The 16330-nt window shown below is 69.6% G+C and carries 15 protein-coding genes and 1 pseudogene; 8 read left to right on the forward strand and 8 right to left on the reverse strand.

Translation table 11 applies throughout. The features are described from left to right. Positions 1–114 precede the first annotated feature (114 nt). Both ACQ859_RS15700 and ACQ859_RS15705 read right to left on the reverse strand, forming a co-directional pair. Positions 115–675, reverse strand: coding sequence for a methylated-DNA--[protein]-cysteine S-methyltransferase (locus ACQ859_RS15700; RefSeq protein ID WP_431261724.1), 561 nt, complete (start codon positions 673–675; stop codon positions 115–117). A gap of 97 nt (positions 676–772) precedes the next feature. Next, positions 773–2371 carry a DNA-3-methyladenine glycosylase 2 family protein gene (locus ACQ859_RS15705; protein WP_431261725.1) on the reverse strand — a complete coding sequence of 533 codons (1599 nt, stop codon included), beginning with the start codon at positions 2369–2371 and terminating at the stop codon, positions 773–775. A 192-nt stretch (positions 2372–2563) separates the two neighbouring features. Between ACQ859_RS15705 and ACQ859_RS15710 the strand changes: the two genes are divergently transcribed. Together ACQ859_RS15710 and ACQ859_RS15715 are read left to right on the forward strand one after the other, a co-directional pair. After that, positions 2564–3952 carry a phosphomannomutase/phosphoglucomutase gene (locus ACQ859_RS15710; RefSeq protein ID WP_431261726.1) on the forward strand — a complete coding sequence of 463 codons (1389 nt, stop codon included), beginning with the start codon at positions 2564–2566 and terminating at the stop codon, positions 3950–3952. A 73-nt stretch (positions 3953–4025) separates the two neighbouring features. Next, positions 4026–5339, forward strand: a complete 1314-nt coding sequence (locus ACQ859_RS15715) for a 3-deoxy-D-manno-octulosonic acid transferase (protein WP_431261727.1) — start codon at positions 4026–4028, stop codon at positions 5337–5339. 154 nt (positions 5340–5493) lie between these two features. Here ACQ859_RS15715 and ACQ859_RS15720 read toward each other — a convergent pair whose 3' ends face one another. Beyond that, complete coding sequence (locus ACQ859_RS15720; RefSeq protein WP_431261728.1) at positions 5494–6615, reverse strand: GTP pyrophosphokinase; 1122 nt, start codon at positions 6613–6615, stop codon at positions 5494–5496. A 102-nt stretch (positions 6616–6717) separates the two neighbouring features. Here ACQ859_RS15720 and ACQ859_RS15725 point away from each other — a divergent pair, with 102 nt between their 5' ends. After that, entirely contained in the window at positions 6718–7026 is a 309-nt protein-coding gene (locus ACQ859_RS15725; protein ID WP_431261729.1) for a DUF1488 family protein, read from the forward strand. 44 nt (positions 7027–7070) lie between these two features. On the opposite strand, the gene ACQ859_RS15730 is transcribed toward ACQ859_RS15725, so the two are convergent. Beyond that, on the reverse strand, positions 7071–9608 hold the full coding sequence (locus ACQ859_RS15730) for an ATPase, T2SS/T4P/T4SS family (RefSeq protein ID WP_431261730.1): 2538 nt from the start codon (positions 9606–9608) through the stop codon (positions 7071–7073). 166 nt (positions 9609–9774) lie between these two features. Between ACQ859_RS15730 and pcp the strand changes: the two genes are divergently transcribed. The 5 genes from pcp to ACQ859_RS15755 all read left to right on the forward strand — a co-directional run bounded on the left by pcp (position 9775) and on the right by ACQ859_RS15755 (position 12661). Next, positions 9775–10413 (forward strand): pyroglutamyl-peptidase I, encoded by a 639-nt coding sequence (pcp, locus tag ACQ859_RS15735; protein ID WP_431261731.1) that lies wholly within the window; start codon positions 9775–9777, stop codon positions 10411–10413. Between the two features lie 250 nt (positions 10414–10663). Next, the gene (locus ACQ859_RS15740) at positions 10664–10882 is read left to right on the forward strand and encodes a hypothetical protein (protein WP_431261732.1); all 219 of its coding nucleotides are present in this window, start codon (positions 10664–10666) and stop codon (positions 10880–10882) included. Continuing rightward, a complete protein-coding gene (locus ACQ859_RS15745) occupies positions 10879–12201 on the forward strand; it encodes a multinuclear nonheme iron-dependent oxidase (RefSeq protein ID WP_431261733.1) in 1323 nt (440 codons plus the stop codon). Before ACQ859_RS15740 ends, ACQ859_RS15745 begins: the two co-directional genes overlap by 4 nt. Next, positions 12186–12521 (forward strand): hypothetical protein, encoded by a 336-nt coding sequence (locus tag ACQ859_RS15750; RefSeq protein ID WP_431261734.1) that lies wholly within the window; start codon positions 12186–12188, stop codon positions 12519–12521. Before ACQ859_RS15745 ends, ACQ859_RS15750 begins: the two co-directional genes overlap by 16 nt. Further along, positions 12518–12661: a hypothetical protein gene (locus ACQ859_RS15755; RefSeq protein WP_431261735.1), complete on the forward strand. Its 144-nt coding sequence runs from the start codon at positions 12518–12520 to the stop codon at positions 12659–12661. Before ACQ859_RS15750 ends, ACQ859_RS15755 begins: the two co-directional genes overlap by 4 nt. A gap of 45 nt (positions 12662–12706) precedes the next feature. Here the strand turns inward: ACQ859_RS15755 and tolA are convergent, their stop codons facing one another. The 4 genes and pseudogenes from tolA to ACQ859_RS15775 form a co-directional block, all read right to left on the reverse strand. Further along, positions 12707–13615: a cell envelope integrity protein TolA gene (tolA, locus tag ACQ859_RS15760; RefSeq protein WP_431261736.1), complete on the reverse strand. Its 909-nt coding sequence runs from the start codon at positions 13613–13615 to the stop codon at positions 12707–12709. Between the two features lie 22 nt (positions 13616–13637). Continuing rightward, positions 13638–14077, reverse strand: a pseudogene (locus tag ACQ859_RS15765) (biopolymer transporter ExbD). 16 nt (positions 14078–14093) lie between these two features. Beyond that, a complete protein-coding gene (tolQ, locus tag ACQ859_RS15770) occupies positions 14094–14786 on the reverse strand; it encodes a protein TolQ (protein ID WP_431257737.1) in 693 nt (230 codons plus the stop codon). 169 nt (positions 14787–14955) lie between these two features. Continuing rightward, complete coding sequence (locus tag ACQ859_RS15775) at positions 14956–16314, reverse strand: MFS transporter (protein WP_431261737.1); 1359 nt, start codon at positions 16312–16314, stop codon at positions 14956–14958. Between the last annotated feature and the right edge of the window lie 16 nt (positions 16315–16330).

Raw genomic sequence — 16330 nt, forward strand, 5'->3', positions numbered from 1 at the left:
CGCGCACGGCCGCCGTCGCCACCGCGCCGAACTCCGGCGCGGCCACCCGCATGAACAGGAACGAGGCGCCCCAGATGGCGGCCAGGACCAGCAGTTCGATCAGATCGCTTCGCTTCACGCGGTCACCCTTGATTTGTTGTCCCGGCGCAGGGCCGGCTTGTGGGAAGGCGAGGGGCGAAGCGTAGTCGGAAGACCGCCCTCGATTGTCAGTAGGGCTTCCTTGCGATGCAGGCCGCCGGCGTAGCCGGTCAGGCTGCCGTCGGCACCCAGGACACGGTGGCACGGGATCAGCACCGAGACCGGGTTGCGGCCCACCGCCGCGGCGACGGCGCGCACGGCCTCGGGACGGCCCAGGCGCGCGGCGAGCTGGCCGTAGGTGACGGTCTCGCCGGCCGGGATGCCGAGCAGCGCCTGCCACACGGCCTGCTGGAACGCGGTGCCCGACGGGGACATCGGCGGGAGGCTCGCGGCGCGGCCGGCGAAGTAGTCCTTCATCGCCGCGACGGTGTCGCGCAACAACGGATCCTCATCGTCGCGAGCCGCGGTGAGGCCGCCCGGGTGGTACTTCTGGCCCTCGAACCACAGGCCTGACAAGCCCTCGGCATTGCGGGCGATCAGCAGGCGGCCGAGCGGAGTGTCGGTCTCGGTCCAGGCGGTGTGGTGGTCGTGCTTCATCGTGTCTCTCCTGGTTGGTGGGAGGCCCACCAACTCCGGTGGGCCAGGCGCGGGCTCTCCACGAGGCAGGGGGCGTCCCGTCCGGGAACCCCCAGCCTCATTCCGGCCCCACTGTCTTCGGTTGACTTCGGATGGTTCTGGTAGCGGCGGACTTCGAGAGCGTCCTTGCAGCGGCGGACTTGGTCGCGGCGTCCCGCCACAGTTGCAACACGGCGTAGCTGCGGTAAGGAGCGAAATGCTCGGCGGCAGCGATCAGCTCCCTTGGTCGCAACGGCATTCCCGCGCGTTCCTCGAGGCATTGCTTGAGGACCACGTCGCCCGGCAGGTACGCGTCGGGCCAGCTCCAGCCGCGCATCAGCATGTAGTGCGCGGTCCAGGGGCCGAGGCCGGGCAGGGCGGCCAGTTCCGCGATCGCGTCCTCCACCGTGCCGCGGCCGTGGGCAAAAGCCAGCGTCGGCCACTGGCGGGCCAGGTGGATCAGCGCTTCGGCGCGGCGGCCCGGCATGCCCAGGGGAGCGATGTCGTCGACGGTCGCGGCCGCCAGCGTGGCCGGTGTCGGGAACACATGCGTGACGCCGGGCGGCGCGCCAGCGGCATCGGGCAGCGGTTCGCCGTACTTGGCGATCAGGCGTGTGGCGAGGGTGCGGGCCGCGGCGACCGTCACCTGCTGGCCAAGCACCGCGCGGATCGCGAGCTCGAACCGGTCGAGCGATCCCGGCAGGCGCAGGCCGGCGGCGGCCGGGCCGAGCGTCTCGCCGAGCGCGGCGGCGATGGCCTGCGGGTCCGCGTCGAGGTCGAGCCAGCGACGCAGGCGCGGCATCAGCGGCGCGATCACGGGCCACAGCGACGGACTCAGCGACAGGCGCACGCGCGGCCGCTCGTCGCCGTCGGCGGGCAGCCGCACCGACAGCCAGCCGAGCACATCGGGCTGACCCGGTCGCGAGAAGCGCACGCTGCGCGACAGCGAGAGGCGCTCGACGTCGACCTGCTCCACACCGGGCACCGCACGGGCGGCGAGGAAGTTCAGCAGCGCCGAACTCAGCAGCGGCGGGCGCAGGTCCAGGCGCAGCTCGGCGGTCTCGAACGCAGTGCCGGTGCCGGACGCGCCGGTTTCCGCGTCGGCACCGCCCTTGCGCAGGGCGGACGGGCTCAACCGGTACTGCTCCTGGAAGGCAGCGTTGAAGCGGCGCAGGCTTGAGAAGCCCGCCGCCAGCGCGACCTCGCCGATCGGCAGGCGGGTGTCGGTCAGCAACTGCTTGGCCAGCAGCAGCCGGCGGGTCTGCAGGTACTGCAGCGGCGCCACGCCGTGCACGGCGGTGAAGACGCGACGCACATGGCGCTCGCTGACACCCAGGTGCGCGGCCAGCGCCGGCAGCGACGCCTCCTCGGGCGCGCATTCGTCCAGCCAGCGCGCCGCTTCGCGGGCGAGCACCTCTGCGGCGTCCATCGTGCTCCACGGGCGTGCGGCGGGCGCCAGTTCGGGGCGGCATTTCAGGCACGGGCGGAAGCGCGCGGCCTCCGCCAGCGATGCGCTGGGGAAGAAGCGGCAGTTCTCGCGGCGCGGCGCGCGTACCCGGCAGATCGGTCGGCAATAGACGCCGGTCGAGGTCACGCCGACGAACCATTGGCCGTCGAAGCGGGCGTCCCGGGCCAGCAGCGCCGGGTAGCAGTGGTCGGGGTCGAGGAGGAAGTCCATGGCAAGGATGATAGGAGCCGGGGTCCGGCGGTTCTCGCCGTTTTCGGACATCTCCCTCCGGCGCCCCGTGGCCGGCCCTGGCCCGGGAATTGCCCTCTTCGGGCCTCCGTGCACCGGGTTACACGGAGGCCTCATAGGCGCTGCCTACAATGCGCCCCAGTTCGAATCTCCACCATTCCTGCAAGGAAGCACATGCAAGTTCACGCATCCATCTTCAAGGCCTATGACATCCGCGGGGTCGTGGGCACGACGCTGGACGAGACGCTCGCCGAGCATCTCGGCAAGTCCTTCGGCACCGAGGCGGTCAACGCCGGTGAGAAGGCCGTCGCCGTCGGCCGTGACGGCCGCCTCTCGGGCCCGTCGCTGGTGGACGCGCTGATCCGCGGACTGAAGTCGACCGGCCTGGATGTCGTCGACATCGGCGCCGTCACGACGCCGATGCTGTATTACGTCGCCGCGACGCGCGGCAAGCACGGCTGCAACTCCGGCATCATGGTCACGGGCAGCCACAACCCGAAGGACTACAACGGCTTCAAGATGGTCCTGAAGGGCGCCGCCGTCTACGGCGAGCAGATCCAGGGCCTGAAGCGCCGCATCGAGGCCGAGGACTACGCCACCGGCAACGGCCGCGTCGGCCAGATGGACGTCATCGCCGAATACACCCAGCGCATCGTCAAGGACGCCAAGCTGGCCCGTCCGATGAAGGTCGTGGTCGACAGCGGCAACGGCATCCCGGGCGCGACCGCCCCGGCGATCCTGCGTGCGCTGGGCTGCGAGGTGATCGACATCTTCTCGAAGGTGGACGGCGACTTCCCCAACCACCATCCGGATCCGTCGCGTCCCGAGAACCTCGAGGACCTCAAGCGCATCGTCCACGCGACCGATGCCGAGCTGGGCCTGGCCTTCGACGGCGACGGCGACCGCCTGGGCATCGTGACCAAGGATGGCACGATGATCATGCCGGACCGCCAGATCATGCTGATCGCCGCGGACATCCTGACGCGCCTGCCGGGCTCGGAGATCATCTTCGACGTCAAGTGCACGCAACGCCTGGCCCCGTGGATCGAAGAGCACGGCGGCAAGCCGCTGATGTGGATGACGGGCCACTCGCTGGCCAAGGCCAAGCTGAAGGAGACCGGCGCGCCGCTGGCCGGCGAGCTGTCGGGCCACATCTTCTTCGCCGAGCGCTGGTACGGCTTCGACGACGCGATGTACACCGCCGCGCGCATGCTGGAGATCCTGTCGCGCAGCGACGACCCGAGCAAGGTCCTGAACGACCTGCCCAACAGCGTCAACACGCCGGAACTGAACGTCCCCTGCAAGGAAGGCGAGCACCACGAGGTCGTCGCCAAGCTCAAGGAGATCGCCGAGTTCCCGAACGCCAAGGACATCATCACGATCGACGGCATCCGCGTGGAATACGACGACGGCTTCGGCCTGGTGCGCGCGTCCAACACGACGCCGGTGCTGGTGCTGCGCTTCGAGGGCCACACCCAGGAAGCGCTGGAGCGCATCCAGAAGGAAGTGCTGGCCCAGCTCAAGCGCGTGAAGCCGGACATCACCTTCACGTCCGGCCACTGATCGCCGCGTTGATCGATGTGTCGACGGGTGTCTCCTTGATCGCGGCCCCGGGCCTTTCCCCGGGCCTTCCGCCTTGAGTTCCGATTCGTTCAAGGAGCGCCTGGCGCGCGGCGTCTTCAGCACCGTGCTGAGGCTCGCCTCGCCGGCGTACGTCCTGCGCCTGTTCCTGCGCGGACGCCAGGAGCCGCTCTACGCGGTGCATCCGGGCGAGCGCTTCGGCTTCGGCGAGGCGATCGCCCCGGGTGCGATCTGGGTACACGCGGTCTCGCTCGGCGAGACGCGGGCGGCCGCGGCGCTGATCGAGCGCCTGCGCCAGGAACGGCCCGGCATGCGGCTGCTGCTCACGCACACGACGGCGACCGGCCGTGAGGCCGGCCGCGCGCTGCTGCGCGACGGCGACACGCAGCGCTGGCTGCCCTTCGACACGCCGGGCGCGGTGCGCCGATTCCTGAAGCGCACGCGGCCGGCGGTCGGCGTGCTGATGGAAACCGAGATCTGGCCCAACGTCCAACACGAGTCGCGGAAGGCCGGCGTGCCGATGGTCCTCGCCAACGCGCGGCTGTCGGCACGAAGCCTGCGTCGCGGTGAGAAGTTCAAGGCGCTGCTCGCGCCGGCGGCGCGCAGCTTGAAGCTCGCGCTCGCGCAGACGGCCGCGGATGCTGATCGGCTTCGGCAGGCCGGAGTCGAGGACGTGCGCGTCTGCGGCAACCTGAAGTTCGATTTGCAGCCCGATGAAGCACTGCTCGCGCGAGGCCGCGCGTGGCGCGCCGGGCTGAACCGACCCGTGGTGATGTTGGCCGTCTCCCGCGAAGGCGAGGAGGCCGCGATGCTGGCCACCTGGAAGGCGGCGGCGCAGGCAAGGGCGGCCGCGGGTTCGCCGCTGCTGTTGATCGTGCCGCGGCACCCGCAGCGCTTCGACGAGATCGCCGCGATGGTGACCGACGCGGGCCTCACGCTCGCGCGGCGCAGCGCCTTCGGCACCAGCGACATCGCGACCCCGCCCTTGAGCGCGGGCGTGGCGGACGTGTGGCTGGGCGACTCGATGCGCGAGATGGCGCTGTATTACGGCCTGGCCGACGTTGCGCTGCTCGGCGGCAGCTTCGAGAAGCTGGGCGGCCAGAATCTCATCGAGACGGCCGCCTGCGGCGTGCCGCTCTTCATGGGGCCGCACACCTTCAACTTCGCCGAGGCGGCGGAGCTGTCATTGCAGGCCGGCGCTGCGCGCCGCGTCGGGACGCTGCCGCAAGGCTTGGCGCAAGCCTTGACCCTGCTCACCCAGGCAGCCGAACGCGACGCGATGGCTGCGGCGGCCACGGCCTTCGCTGCGGCGCATCGCGGCGCGGCGGCGCGGATGGCGGCGCCGATCCTGGCGCTTCTGGATCGCTAAGGGCTTGCAACCCCCAACGCTCGTCAGCGTGCGCGCGAGCCGCTGTTGGCGTTCGTCTGGCAGCAGTTGAACCTCTGCGAGGTGCAGGCGGTCCTCGCCTCATACGTATTGAAGGGAGAAGGTCAGGTCATGCTGTCGACCTGAAGCGATGGCATCAGGGCTCCTCGACGGCCGCGACTGAGAGCCACTTTTCGAAGTTTTTCTTGGCAAGCGTCGTCAGGATGCCTTGGAACAGCGTCTTGTCTCCGAGATAGAGGCTGTGACGGATCACGGTAAAAGGATTCATCCGGTTCTCCGAACCCTCTTCAAAGTGCACTTGGTATCGTTTGACGATGCCGATGTTCTCGCGCAGGTATTGGTTGAACTCCGAACGTGAAATGGACGGCTGCGCCGTCACGATCTCCTGAACGAAGCCGTCCACCTTCTGCGGTTCAAAGTCGAAGGCGGGGAAGAAATGGCTGGCGATCTTCAAGAAATTGAAGGCGTTGAGCTTCGCGCTGCGACGTTCGATGGCCGGGGATGCGGGAGGCTCGGTGCGCGGCATCTCAACGGGCTCCGTACCGTTGGCTCCCTCCAGAACAGCGGCGTCGGCAGGCTCGGCCGGCTCATCCTCCTCCTTCTGAATCTCCTCTTCGGTGGAGTCTCGAATCTGCCGGAACTCTCGGTCAGCCAGTTCGAAGAGTGCCGCCAGGGTGTTGATCCGCCGCTTCAGATGGTTGGGAATGGACTTCTTGTACTTGATCTTGTGATCCAGCACGCTCCATGAGTCCTGCACGATCGTCCGGACCTGCACTTCGAACTGAAGGTCTGCATAAGCCCGGTACTCGGGCAACTCGAGCCGCGGGTTCTTGAGCTTGAGATCGAAATGCAGACCCTTGTAGCCGAACGAGGCCTCCGTGTTCTCGATGGTCGAAATCTTGTCGGTGACTTCGACCACCTCGAATTCGCTCTGGAGAATCGCCCCGATCTTCTCGATGTCGTCCTCATAGAGGCAGACGATACGGAGTCCGACCAGATCACTGACGTGATGCCTGATCTCGTAGTCCGTCGATTCGGCCTCCAGGGCTTGACGGTACTTGAGATTGAACTTCTTGATGCACTCCTCACGGTCCTTCAGCCGCGATTCGATCTTGGAGAAAGGCACCGAGCCGAGTTGTGGGAGGAGGTCCGTGAGGAGGCTGACCAGCGACCTGCCGGCATTGAGCAGCCTCGATGAATTGGATTCGTAGAAAACCCGAAACCGTACCTTCTCACCTTCGAAGTCCAGACTGGCCATACCTTTCCTCCCTGTCGTGATCGCGATCGCGAATCGAATGGGCCGACGCGGGCCGACGCGGGCCGGCGAGGGCCTGTGTGGGCCAGTGCACAGACGGCGCCGGTGAGCCCGCTCAACCTGAACTTCCACGGCGCCACATTGGCGCCAGGAGATCTTGTGAAACCCGCCGCCTTCTACGACCTGAGCTCGGGAGCCGTGCGCTTCTGGGTGCTGGTGGATGAGCACTTCGTCGGCGCGACCGTCCGGCGCGAGACGCTGCACTATCGCTACAGTGCCCACAACACGGACGACGATCCGCTGCTGACCTTCCAGGCCCACACGGATGAACTCGAGGGGATCGTCCGACGCCGCGTCGCCAGCGGTTCGCGCGAGCCGGTGATGCTGCGCGACCACGACCTGATGGCCGGGTAGGTCGCCGCTGCGCCGGCCACTCCCGCTCCCGTTCAGCGCTCCCGCTACTGGTTGCTGGTCGACCTGACCTCGCCCAGGGCGGTGACCCCCTGCAGCACCTTCGCGATGCCGTCCTGCCGCAGCGTGGTCATGCCTTCAGACATGGCCAGGTGCATCAGCTCCTCCGCCCGCCCGCCGGTCTGGATGAGCCGGCGGATGGGCCGGCCGACGATCAGCAGTTCATGCAGCCCCGCGCGGCCCTTGAAGCCGGTGTGGTCGCACTTCTCGCAGCCGGGCGAGTGGTACTGCAGCAGGTTGGGCTGACCGTACAGGCCCTTCCACTCGGCGAGGACCTTCTCACGCTCCGGCCGGTTCTCGGCCGAGAACACGTGCAGGTAGTCGTCGAGCAGCTCGTTGAGCGTCGCGTCCGACATCGGCTCCGACTGGCGGCACGACGAACAGAGGCGGCGCACCAGCCGCTGCGCCAGCACCGCCAGCAGCGAGTCGGCGAAATTGAACGGGTCCATGCCCATGTCCAGCAGCCGCGTGACCGTCTCCGGCGCGCTGTTGGTGTGCAGCGTGGAGAGCACCAGGTGGCCCGTCAGCGAGGCTTCGACGGCGATCTCGGCGGTCTCCTCGTCGCGGATCTCGCCGACCATGATCACGTCCGGGTCCGCGCGCAGGAAGGCGCGCAGCGCCTTGGCGAAGGTCCAGTCGATCTTCGGATTGACCTGCACCTGCCGCAGCCCGGTCTGCGTGATTTCGACCGGATCCTCGGCCGTCCAGATCTTGCGCTCCGGCTTGTTGATGTTGGCCAGCACCGAGTGCAGCGTCGTCGTCTTGCCCGAGCCCGTCGGGCCCACGCACAGCACCATGCCGTACGGCCGCTCCGAGGCCGCCTTCAGCTCGCGCAGGTTGCGCTCCGAGAAGCCCAGCTTCTCCATCGGGATCGGCTTGGCCGATGCCAGGATCCGCATCACCACGTCCTCGAGGCCGTTGTTGGTCGGGATGGTCGCGACCCGCAGCTCGATCTTGTGGCGTTCGGAGAACTTGGCGAAGTTGATCTTGCCGTCCTGCGGCTTGCGGCGCTCGGAGATGTCGAGGTCGCACATGATCTTGATGCGCGCGATCATCGCGCTGCGATAGGTGTGCGGCAGCTCCAGGTGAGGCTGCAGCACGCCGTCCTTGCGGAAGCGGATCTTGACCTTCTCCTTGCCGGGGTAGGTCTCGATGTGGATGTCCGACACGTTCTGGTTGTGCGCGTCGATGATCATCGTGTTGATCAGCCGCACCAGCGAGTTGTCGCTCTGCTCGATCTGCCGGTCCTTCTCCTCCTCGCGCGCGGTTTCGCGGGCGGACTGCTCCTGGCCCTCGCGCTCGAGCGTCTCGATCAGCTTGTCGGAGCTGTCGAGCTCGAAGTCCATCGTCAGCGCCGGCAGCGCACTGCCGAGGGACGAGGCCGGCATCGAGCCGAAACGTTCGTAGGCGCCAGGGATCGCGAAGGTCAGCGAGCCCAGCCGCGCCAGCGCCGGCACGACCTTGAGCTGGGTGATGAACTCGACCTCGTCGATGCAGTCGCGCCGCGTGGGATCCTCCATCGCCACGATCAGCCGGCCGTCGCGCAGCACCAGCGGCAGCACCTCCAGCCGCTTGGCCACCGAGAAGGGGAGCTTGCGCACGGAGTCCGGCTCGATCGCGAAGTTGTCCGCGTCGACCAGCGGATAGCCCATCTTGCGGGCCAGCGCGGACTGCAGCTGCGCGCGCGTCACGATGCCCTTGCGCACCAGCAGCTCGCCCAGCGGGACCGAGCGGTCCTGCTTCTGCTGGGCCAGCGCCTCGTCCAGCTGCGCCTGCGTGATCAGCTCCAGCGCCAGCAGCGCCTCGCCGATGCGCACCATCGGCATCTTGGCCTGCTGCTCGATCGCCTGCATCAGCTGGTCGGCGCTGACGATGTGCGTCGCCACCAGGATGTCGCCGACGCGGCGGTCGCGGAGTTCGCGCTGCTCATCGGCGGCGGCGTCGACCTGCGCCTGCGTCGCCACTTCCTGACGCACCAGCAGGTCGCCGATGCGCTCGCCGACCTCGAAGCTGACCAGCACCTCGCGCGGCACGAACATGCAGCGCACCCAGTCGCTGGTCTCGCTCACCGGCGGGAACAGGAACAGGCCCAGGTCGGTCTCATGGTGGCCGATGGTCGAGCCCTTCTGTTCCTCGCCGCCCTGGTAGACCAGCTTGAAGTCGCTGCGCGGACGCTGGTCCAGCGACATCGCGTCGTTCGCGGTGGACGGGTCGCGCGGCGGCACCTCGATCGCGTGCAGCAGCTTCAGCGCCTTGAACTGCGAGAACTTCAGCGGCATCGCATTGCGCGCCGGCGGGACGACCACCTGCGCCAGACGCTCCGCCGGGACCATCAGGATCACCTTGCCGACGGTGCGACTGCCGTTCAGGCCCATGATCTCGCAGGCCTGGGGTTCGCGCTGCGGGCAGGGCCGCGGGTAGGCGGCGAAGGGCGGGGTGGGCCACTCGAACTGCGGTGACGCTTCGGCTGGCGCGCTGCCTGACGGGGCGGTGGGCCATTGAAGCGGCACGGACGGGTCGGTCATCTGGCGGTCTCCGCGGGGAATGTGTATCTGTACATGCTTGAGGCGGGAGATTAACCCTTTTGAGGAGTGGCCACTATCGAGATAAGCAGGTGGCATGCCCGGCTGTCGCAGCAGTCGCCCGGCCGGGACGGCGACGGGGTCAGGCCTCGCGTCTAGACTGGTCCCCATGAAGAACCTTCTGGTCACCGGCTTCGACCCGTTCGGCGGCGAGGTCGTCAATCCGTCCTGGGAACTGGCGCGGTCGCTCAACGGCGAGGTGATCGCCGGCGCCCGTGTCGTGGCCGTGCAACTGCCCTGCGTGTTCGGCGAGGCGCTGCAACGGTTGGACGAGGCCCTGCAGCGTGTGCGGCCCGCGATGGTGCTGGCGATCGGCCAGGCGGGCGGGCGGTGCGACCTGTCGCTGGAACGGGTCGCGATCAACGTGGACGACGCGCGCATCCCCGACAACGCCGGCGCGCAGCCCGTCGACGAACCCATCGTGGCGGACGGCCCGGCGGCGTACTTTTCGACGCTGCCGATCAAGGCGATCGTCGCCGGGCTCCGGGCGGCGGGATATCCGGCGTCCGTGTCGCAGACGGCCGGCACCTTCGTCTGCAATCACCTGTTCTACGGGCTGCAGCATCGGCTGGACGGCCTCGGCGTGCGCAGCGGGTTCATGCACATCCCCTACCTGCCGGAACAGGCCGCGCGACATCCCGGCGCGCCCAGCCTGCCGTTGCCGACGCTGGTCGCGGCGACGCGGCTCGCGATGGAACTGGCCGTCACCGCCCAGGAGATCCGTGCCGGAGGCGGGCAGCTCGACTGAGGTGAGGATGAGACGACGGTGAGACGACGGTGAGAGGACGCGCGACTGCGGCGCGGGGTGGATGGGACGGCGACGCGGATCCTGGCTTGACCGATGTCAATGAACAGGACTTCGGCGTGGCGCGAAGGACAAGGCAGGCCGACTGAGGGCGCAGGCGCGGTGGCGTGGTCGATCGGACCGGTTGCCGCGTCCATTGCCGACCTCTTCGCCTACCCCTTCGCGGGCATCGCCCCGCTCATCGGAGTCCTCCATGACCACTCGCCAGATCGTCCTCGCGGCGTTGACGGCCGCCCTGTCCGCCGACACCTCGGGGGACGCCCGAAGCGCCCACCGCCCGTTCAGGGGCCAGTGCCAAGACGTGGCCAAGGCGGGCCAGCACGCCTGTGCCGGTTTGTCGTGCGTCGATCGCACGCCGGGCGAATGGGTGTACGGGGCGTACGGGGCATGCGGTGCCGAGGGCGCGCGTTGAAGCGCGGAGCCACCCTGTGGCCTGTCGCGGTCGGCATCGGCTGGCGCCAGCCCCACTACCGGGACGTGATGGCGGGCGGGATGCTCAACCTCGATTTCCTGGAGGTCCACACCGAAGACTTCCTGTCGCCCGGCGGTGCCAGTCGGCAGCTCCTGATGGAGGCCACGCGACGGTTCCCGGTCAGCCTGCATGGGGTCGGACTGGGCCTGGGCTCGGCGATCGGGGTGGACCCGCGACACCTCCAGCGTGTGCGTGCGCTGGTGGATGCGGTGCAACCCGCGCTGGTGTCGGAACACGCCGGGTTCACCCGCGCGCGGCACCGCCACGGGATCGTGCATCTGCATGAGCCGCTGCCGATCCCGTTCAGCGCGCGCGGTCTGTCGCTGCTGGCGTCGCAGGTCGACACGGTGCAGCAGAGCCTGGGTCGCCGGATCCTGATCGAGAACCTCGGCGTCTGTCTGGCGTGGGATGAGGATGCGATCGGCGAACCCGATTTCTTCAATGCGCTGGCCGCCCGCACCGGGTGCGGGCTGCTGCTCGACCTGAACAGCGTGTTCGTCCGGGCCCTCAATCGCGGACTGGATGACGAGGCTGCGCTGCGGACCGGCATGGCCTGGATCGACGGCATGGCACCGGCCGCCGTCGGCCAGTACCACGTGTCGGGCCACTCCCGGGTCGAGGGGCTGGCCCTCGATGACCACGGCGGCGCGGTGGCCGAGCCGGTGTGGTCGCTTTACCGCCATGCGTTGACGCGCATCGGGGCCCGGCCGACCCTGGTCGAGTGGGACCACGCGCTGCCCTCGCTCCCGGTCCTGTGCCAGGAGGTCGCACGCGCCCGTCGGGAGCAGCGGCTGCTCGACAGGCAGCTCATCGCGCCGCCGCCGCCGCGCCCCTCGTCACGTCTGGCGCCTTCGCGGCCGATGCCTCGCCGGACCGCTCGCGCGGCGGTGACGACGGCGTCGACGGCGGTGGTCCCCGGCGATTCGCTCCGGCCTGCCCGTCGCGACGGACGGGACCTGCCGGATCAGCAGTCCGGCCTCGTGGCGGCGTTGCTGGCCGCGCCGGGTATCGGTCCCACCCCGTTGGCGCCCGTCGGGCTGCGAGCCCTGTCCGGCATCGGCGGCGGGCTGCCCCGGGCGCTGCGCCTGTACCAGGCGCATGCCAGCGGCCGGGCGGAGCGCGCGCTCTCGGCGGTGTATCCCCGCCTGCGTGATCGCGTGGAGGCCGACGAACCCGGCAGCTTCGCGTCGCTGGCCTGGGCCTGCTGGCGTCGCCATCCGCCCGCCGAGGGCGATCTCGGCGAGTGGGGGAAGCGCTGATCGCGCTGCTCGCCGGTGCCGAAGCCGAAGGACTGCCGCCCCTGTGGACGGCGCTGGCCCGGATCGAATGGCAGTTCCACCGCGTCGAGCGTGTCGCCGATCCGCAGCCCGACCTGGATTCACTCGTGCTGCTCGGACGTCTGCCCGCGCGCGCGGTGCGGCTCGTGCTCGCGGACCATGTGGCCTGGCATGGCAGCGACGTGCCCGTCCCGAAGGCCTTGCTCGACTTCGCGGGCGAATCCTTCGGTCATGGACCGCCCACCGCGCTGATGGTGTGGCGGGAGGGCTGGGGGGCCGATCGATGGCGCTGGACGGCGTGACCACGCGCTGGTTCGAGTCGCTGCGCGCGGGGCTCGACCTGGAACGCGCGCTGCTGAACGTCGGCGCGGCCTTCGACTTCAGCGCCTGGCTCTCGATGGCGGTCACGCGCGGGTGGCTGGCCCGCGTCGAGACCGTCTAGCACCGCCACGGCGACCTCGGGAAGGACGCCTGGACGGCGGGCGCATCACTCCCTGGGACGGAAGGTGATGATCATCACCCGCGGCACCGTGCCGTCGGTGTCGGTGGGCAGCTTCTCCGTCTTGTCGAGCGCGCGCAGCACGGCGGCGTCGAAGTCCGGCAGACCGCTGGACTGGACGATCTTGCGCGCGACGATGGTGCCGTCCGGACCGGCGCGCACTTCGACCTCGGCCTCCGGATTGGCGGCGCCGCCCGGGTCGTTGTAGATGATGTTCGGACGCACGCGGGCCTTGATGCGGCCGGCGTAGTTCGCCGACGGTCCCGAGCTCCTCGCGGCCGTGCCGGTCGCGCCCGGCGCGCCCGTGCCGCCGGCCATGCCCTGGATGCGGCGCAGGTTCTCCTGGCGCTGCGCCTCGGCCTTGGCCTCGGACTCCTTGCGGGCCTTCTCGGCCTTCGCCTTGTCGGCGGCCTTGTCCTTGGCCTCGTCCTTCTTGGCCTGCTCTTCCTTGGCCTTGCGGTCGCGTTCCTTCTGGTCCGCCTCGTCCTTCTTGCGCTGTTCCTGCTTGCGCTTGTCCTCGGCCTCGCGCTGCTCCTGCTCGTCCTTGAGCTTGCGCTCCTTGGCCTTGGCGATCGCGATGTCGGCGTCGCGCTGGGCCTGGACTTCCTGCGGGGTCGGTTGTTGCGGCTTCGGGGGCTCGGGCTGCGGCTTGGGCGGTTCGGGCTGCGGCTCGGTCGGCAGCTGCTCCTTGGGCGCGGCGGCCTGCGGGATGGCGGACCACAGCTCCGCGTCCATCGCCGGCACCGGCGCCGAGCGCCAGTTCACGCCGAAGCTCAGGGCCGCCACGAGCAGGACGTGCGCGACGATCGCGAAACTGAAGCCGCGGCCCAGTCCGGGCGCGGGCGGCGGCCGCAAGGGATCGCGGTCCGGGTGGAATCGGGAGACCAGGGTGCTCATCGCTGCGGATCGCTTCCCGGTCTCAACGGTCGGCCGGGGCGCCGTTCTTCACGGACAGCCCGACGCGCTGGATGCCCGCGCGCTGCAGCACGTCCATCGTCTTGACGACGGCCTCGTACTTCACGTTGCGGTCGGCGGAGATGACGACCGGCGTGGCCGCGTCGCCCTTCTGCGCGTCCTTGACCCGCGCGGCCAGCGCCTTGAGCGGCACCGGCGACGGGTCCTGGTCGCCGTCGAGCTTGATCTTGAGCTGCTCGTCGGTGCCGACGATCACCTGGATCACGTGCTGCGGCTGCGTGCGGCTGGAGCCGACGCTGGGCAGGTCGACGACGCCGGTGGTGATGAGGGCGCGCTGACCATGAAGATGATCAGCAGCACCAGCATGACGTCGATGAACGGGACCATGTTGATCTCGTTCATCGTGCGGCGGCGCGAGCCGCTGCGGGAGGACATTCCAGCCATGGCCGTGCCTTCCGGATCAGCGCTGCGCGGCCGGCGCGGGCTGGCCGGCGTTGCGCTGCAGGATGTTGGAGAACTCCTCGATGAAGGTCTCCAGCGTGATCGCGTTGCGGTCGATCTGGCGCGCGAAGCGGTTGAAGGCCAGCACGGCGGGGATCGCGGCGAACAGGCCGATCGCGGTCGCCACCAGCGCCTCGGCGATGCCGGGCGCGACGGTGGCCAGCGTCACCTGGGTCAGGTTGGACAGGCCCACGAAGGCGTGCATGATCCCCCAGATGGTGCCGAACAGGCCCACGTACGGCGACACCGAGCCGACCGACGCCAGGAAGGACAGGTGCGATTCCATCGCGTCGAGCTCGCGCTGGAAGCTGGCGCGCATCGCGCGGCGGGCGCCGTCCAGCAGCTGGCCGGAGTCGACGACGCGCTTCTCGCGCAGCTTCAGGAATTCGCGCATGCCGGAAGCGAAGATGCGCTCCAGCGGCGCGCCGTCCTGGCGGTTGGAGACGCTGTTGTAGAGGTCGTTGAGGTTCTTGCCCGACCAGAACTCCTGCTCGAAGCCCTCGTTGCGCGTGCGGATGCGGCCCAGCGAGATGAGCTTGCTGAAGATCACGCTCCAGCTGGCCAGCGACACCAGCAGCAGCGCGGCGATCACCAGCTGCACCGTGAGGCTGGCGTGGGCGATCAGGGAAACGATGGAGAGGTCTTGGTTCATGAGGTCGGCGGGCGGTGGTCGCGGATCAAGAGCGGGATTGTGACAAGTCTGGCGGGGTCCCCGGCAAACGACGGACCAGCCACATGCAAAGAAGCGTGTCGGCGGCGGGGTGCCGGCGGTGTCGTGGCCGATTATTGCCGCAGGGGGCGGGCGGCCCGCCGTGGCCCGGTCAGACCGGGCGGTCCGCGCGCCGTGCGACCTGCAGACCGGCACACAGCACGGTCAGCATCAGCGCGGGGACGCTCACCGCCGCGATCGCGCCGAGGAGATCGCCGCCCATCCACCGGTCGGAGACCGCCCCCGACAGCACCGGTCCCAGCGAGCAGAACGCCGCGATGACGAAGCTGTAGATGGCGAAGCAGCGCGCGCGGATCGTCGGCGGCAGCAGATCCTGCAGCAGCGTGGGGATCAGCGCGTTGGCGATGCAGGTCAGCAGCAGGAAGCCTGCGACCAGGGCGAGGGCCGGCCGTGCGTTGCCCGCAATCGAGAGCGCGAGCGCGCAGGGCATGCTGAGCGCCGCGCCGGCCGCCATGACCGCGGGCCGCGCGCGGGCGCCGAGATGGCGCCGCAGCACGCGATCCAGGGTGCCGGCCAGCGGCAGGCTGGACAGGTTGGTCACCAGCAGGATGACGCCGAGCGCATGGCCGATGGCCGTGAGGTCCGCGCCATAGCGGCGTCCCAGCGCCAGCGCGATCATCGGGGTCAGGGCTTGCACGGCGATCGCGAGTCCGCCCGCGGCGCCGACGAAGAGCAGCAGGTCGCGGCCGTGCGTCCGCACGAAGGCCGACAACGCGCCCCGTTCCTCCGCCGCTTCCGCGCGGGCAATGCCGCGCGGCGGATCCCAGGTCAGCAGGCCGGCCAGGAAGAGCGGAATCCCCGCCGCGCCCAACACCACGATGGCCAGCCGCCAGGAGGCGAGGGCGCCGCTGCCGGCTTCGCCGCCGACCGCGCCACCCAGTTCCTGCGCGAACCCCAGCAGCGCGCCGCCGCCGTAGAAGCCGGCGCTGGCGCCGGTCGCCATCAGTGCGGCGAAGCTCAGGTTGGCGCCGACGCGGAAACGCTCGCCCACCAGATCGGGGATGAGCGAGTACACGACGGGGATCATGGCGAACTCGCTCACGCCGAGCGCGGCCCGGGCGGCGAAGTACAGCGGGAAGCTCGAGGCCATCGCGCTGACGCCCGTCAGCGCGGTCCATACCGCGATCAGCGTCAGCAGCATCCCCTTGCGCGAGTGCCGGTCGGCCAGCCGCGCCAGCGGCACCGCCAGCGCGCTGGCGATCAGGATGCCGGCCACGCCGTGCATCGCGCCGATGGCCGCGTCGCTGACGGCGAAGGCCTGCTGGATCGCCGGCGACAGCACGGCCTGCAGGCCGCGGTCGCTCATCTGGATGCCGGCCGTCACGCCCAGGAAGAGCACCGTGAAGAGGCCGCGCCAGGGCAGGGCCTCGAGCGCCGAGGCACCGCCCGGAAGAACGACGTCGTCCGGATTGACGACCGAGGCGGCGGCGGAGGGGGCGGTGGCGCTCACGATGCCGTCGCTCTGG

This window comes from Roseateles chitinivorans (genome assembly GCF_050632235.1).
GTDB classification, from domain to species: Bacteria; Pseudomonadota; Gammaproteobacteria; order Burkholderiales; family Burkholderiaceae_C; genus Roseateles; species Roseateles chitinivorans_A.

Bases quoted from the DNA above. Each gene is read 5' to 3' on its own strand.
- ACQ859_RS15700 (WP_431261724.1), bottom strand. From the start codon at position 675: ATGAAGCACGACCACCACACCGCCTGGACCGAGACCGACACTCCGCTC.
- ACQ859_RS15705 (WP_431261725.1), bottom strand. From the start codon at position 2,371: ATGGACTTCCTCCTCGACCCCGACCACTGCTACCCGGCGCTGCTGGCC.
- ACQ859_RS15710 (WP_431261726.1), top strand. From the start codon at position 2,564: ATGCAAGTTCACGCATCCATCTTCAAGGCCTATGACATCCGCGGGGTC.
- ACQ859_RS15720 (WP_431261728.1), bottom strand. From the start codon at position 6,615: ATGGCCAGTCTGGACTTCGAAGGTGAGAAGGTACGGTTTCGGGTTTTC.
- ACQ859_RS15730 (WP_431261730.1), bottom strand. From the start codon at position 9,608: ATGACCGACCCGTCCGTGCCGCTTCAATGGCCCACCGCCCCGTCAGGC.
- pcp (WP_431261731.1), top strand. From the start codon at position 9,775: ATGAAGAACCTTCTGGTCACCGGCTTCGACCCGTTCGGCGGCGAGGTC.
- ACQ859_RS15740 (WP_431261732.1), top strand. From the start codon at position 10,664: ATGACCACTCGCCAGATCGTCCTCGCGGCGTTGACGGCCGCCCTGTCC.
- tolA (WP_431261736.1), bottom strand. From the start codon at position 13,615: ATGAGCACCCTGGTCTCCCGATTCCACCCGGACCGCGATCCCTTGCGG.
- tolQ (WP_431257737.1), bottom strand. From the start codon at position 14,786: ATGAACCAAGACCTCTCCATCGTTTCCCTGATCGCCCACGCCAGCCTC.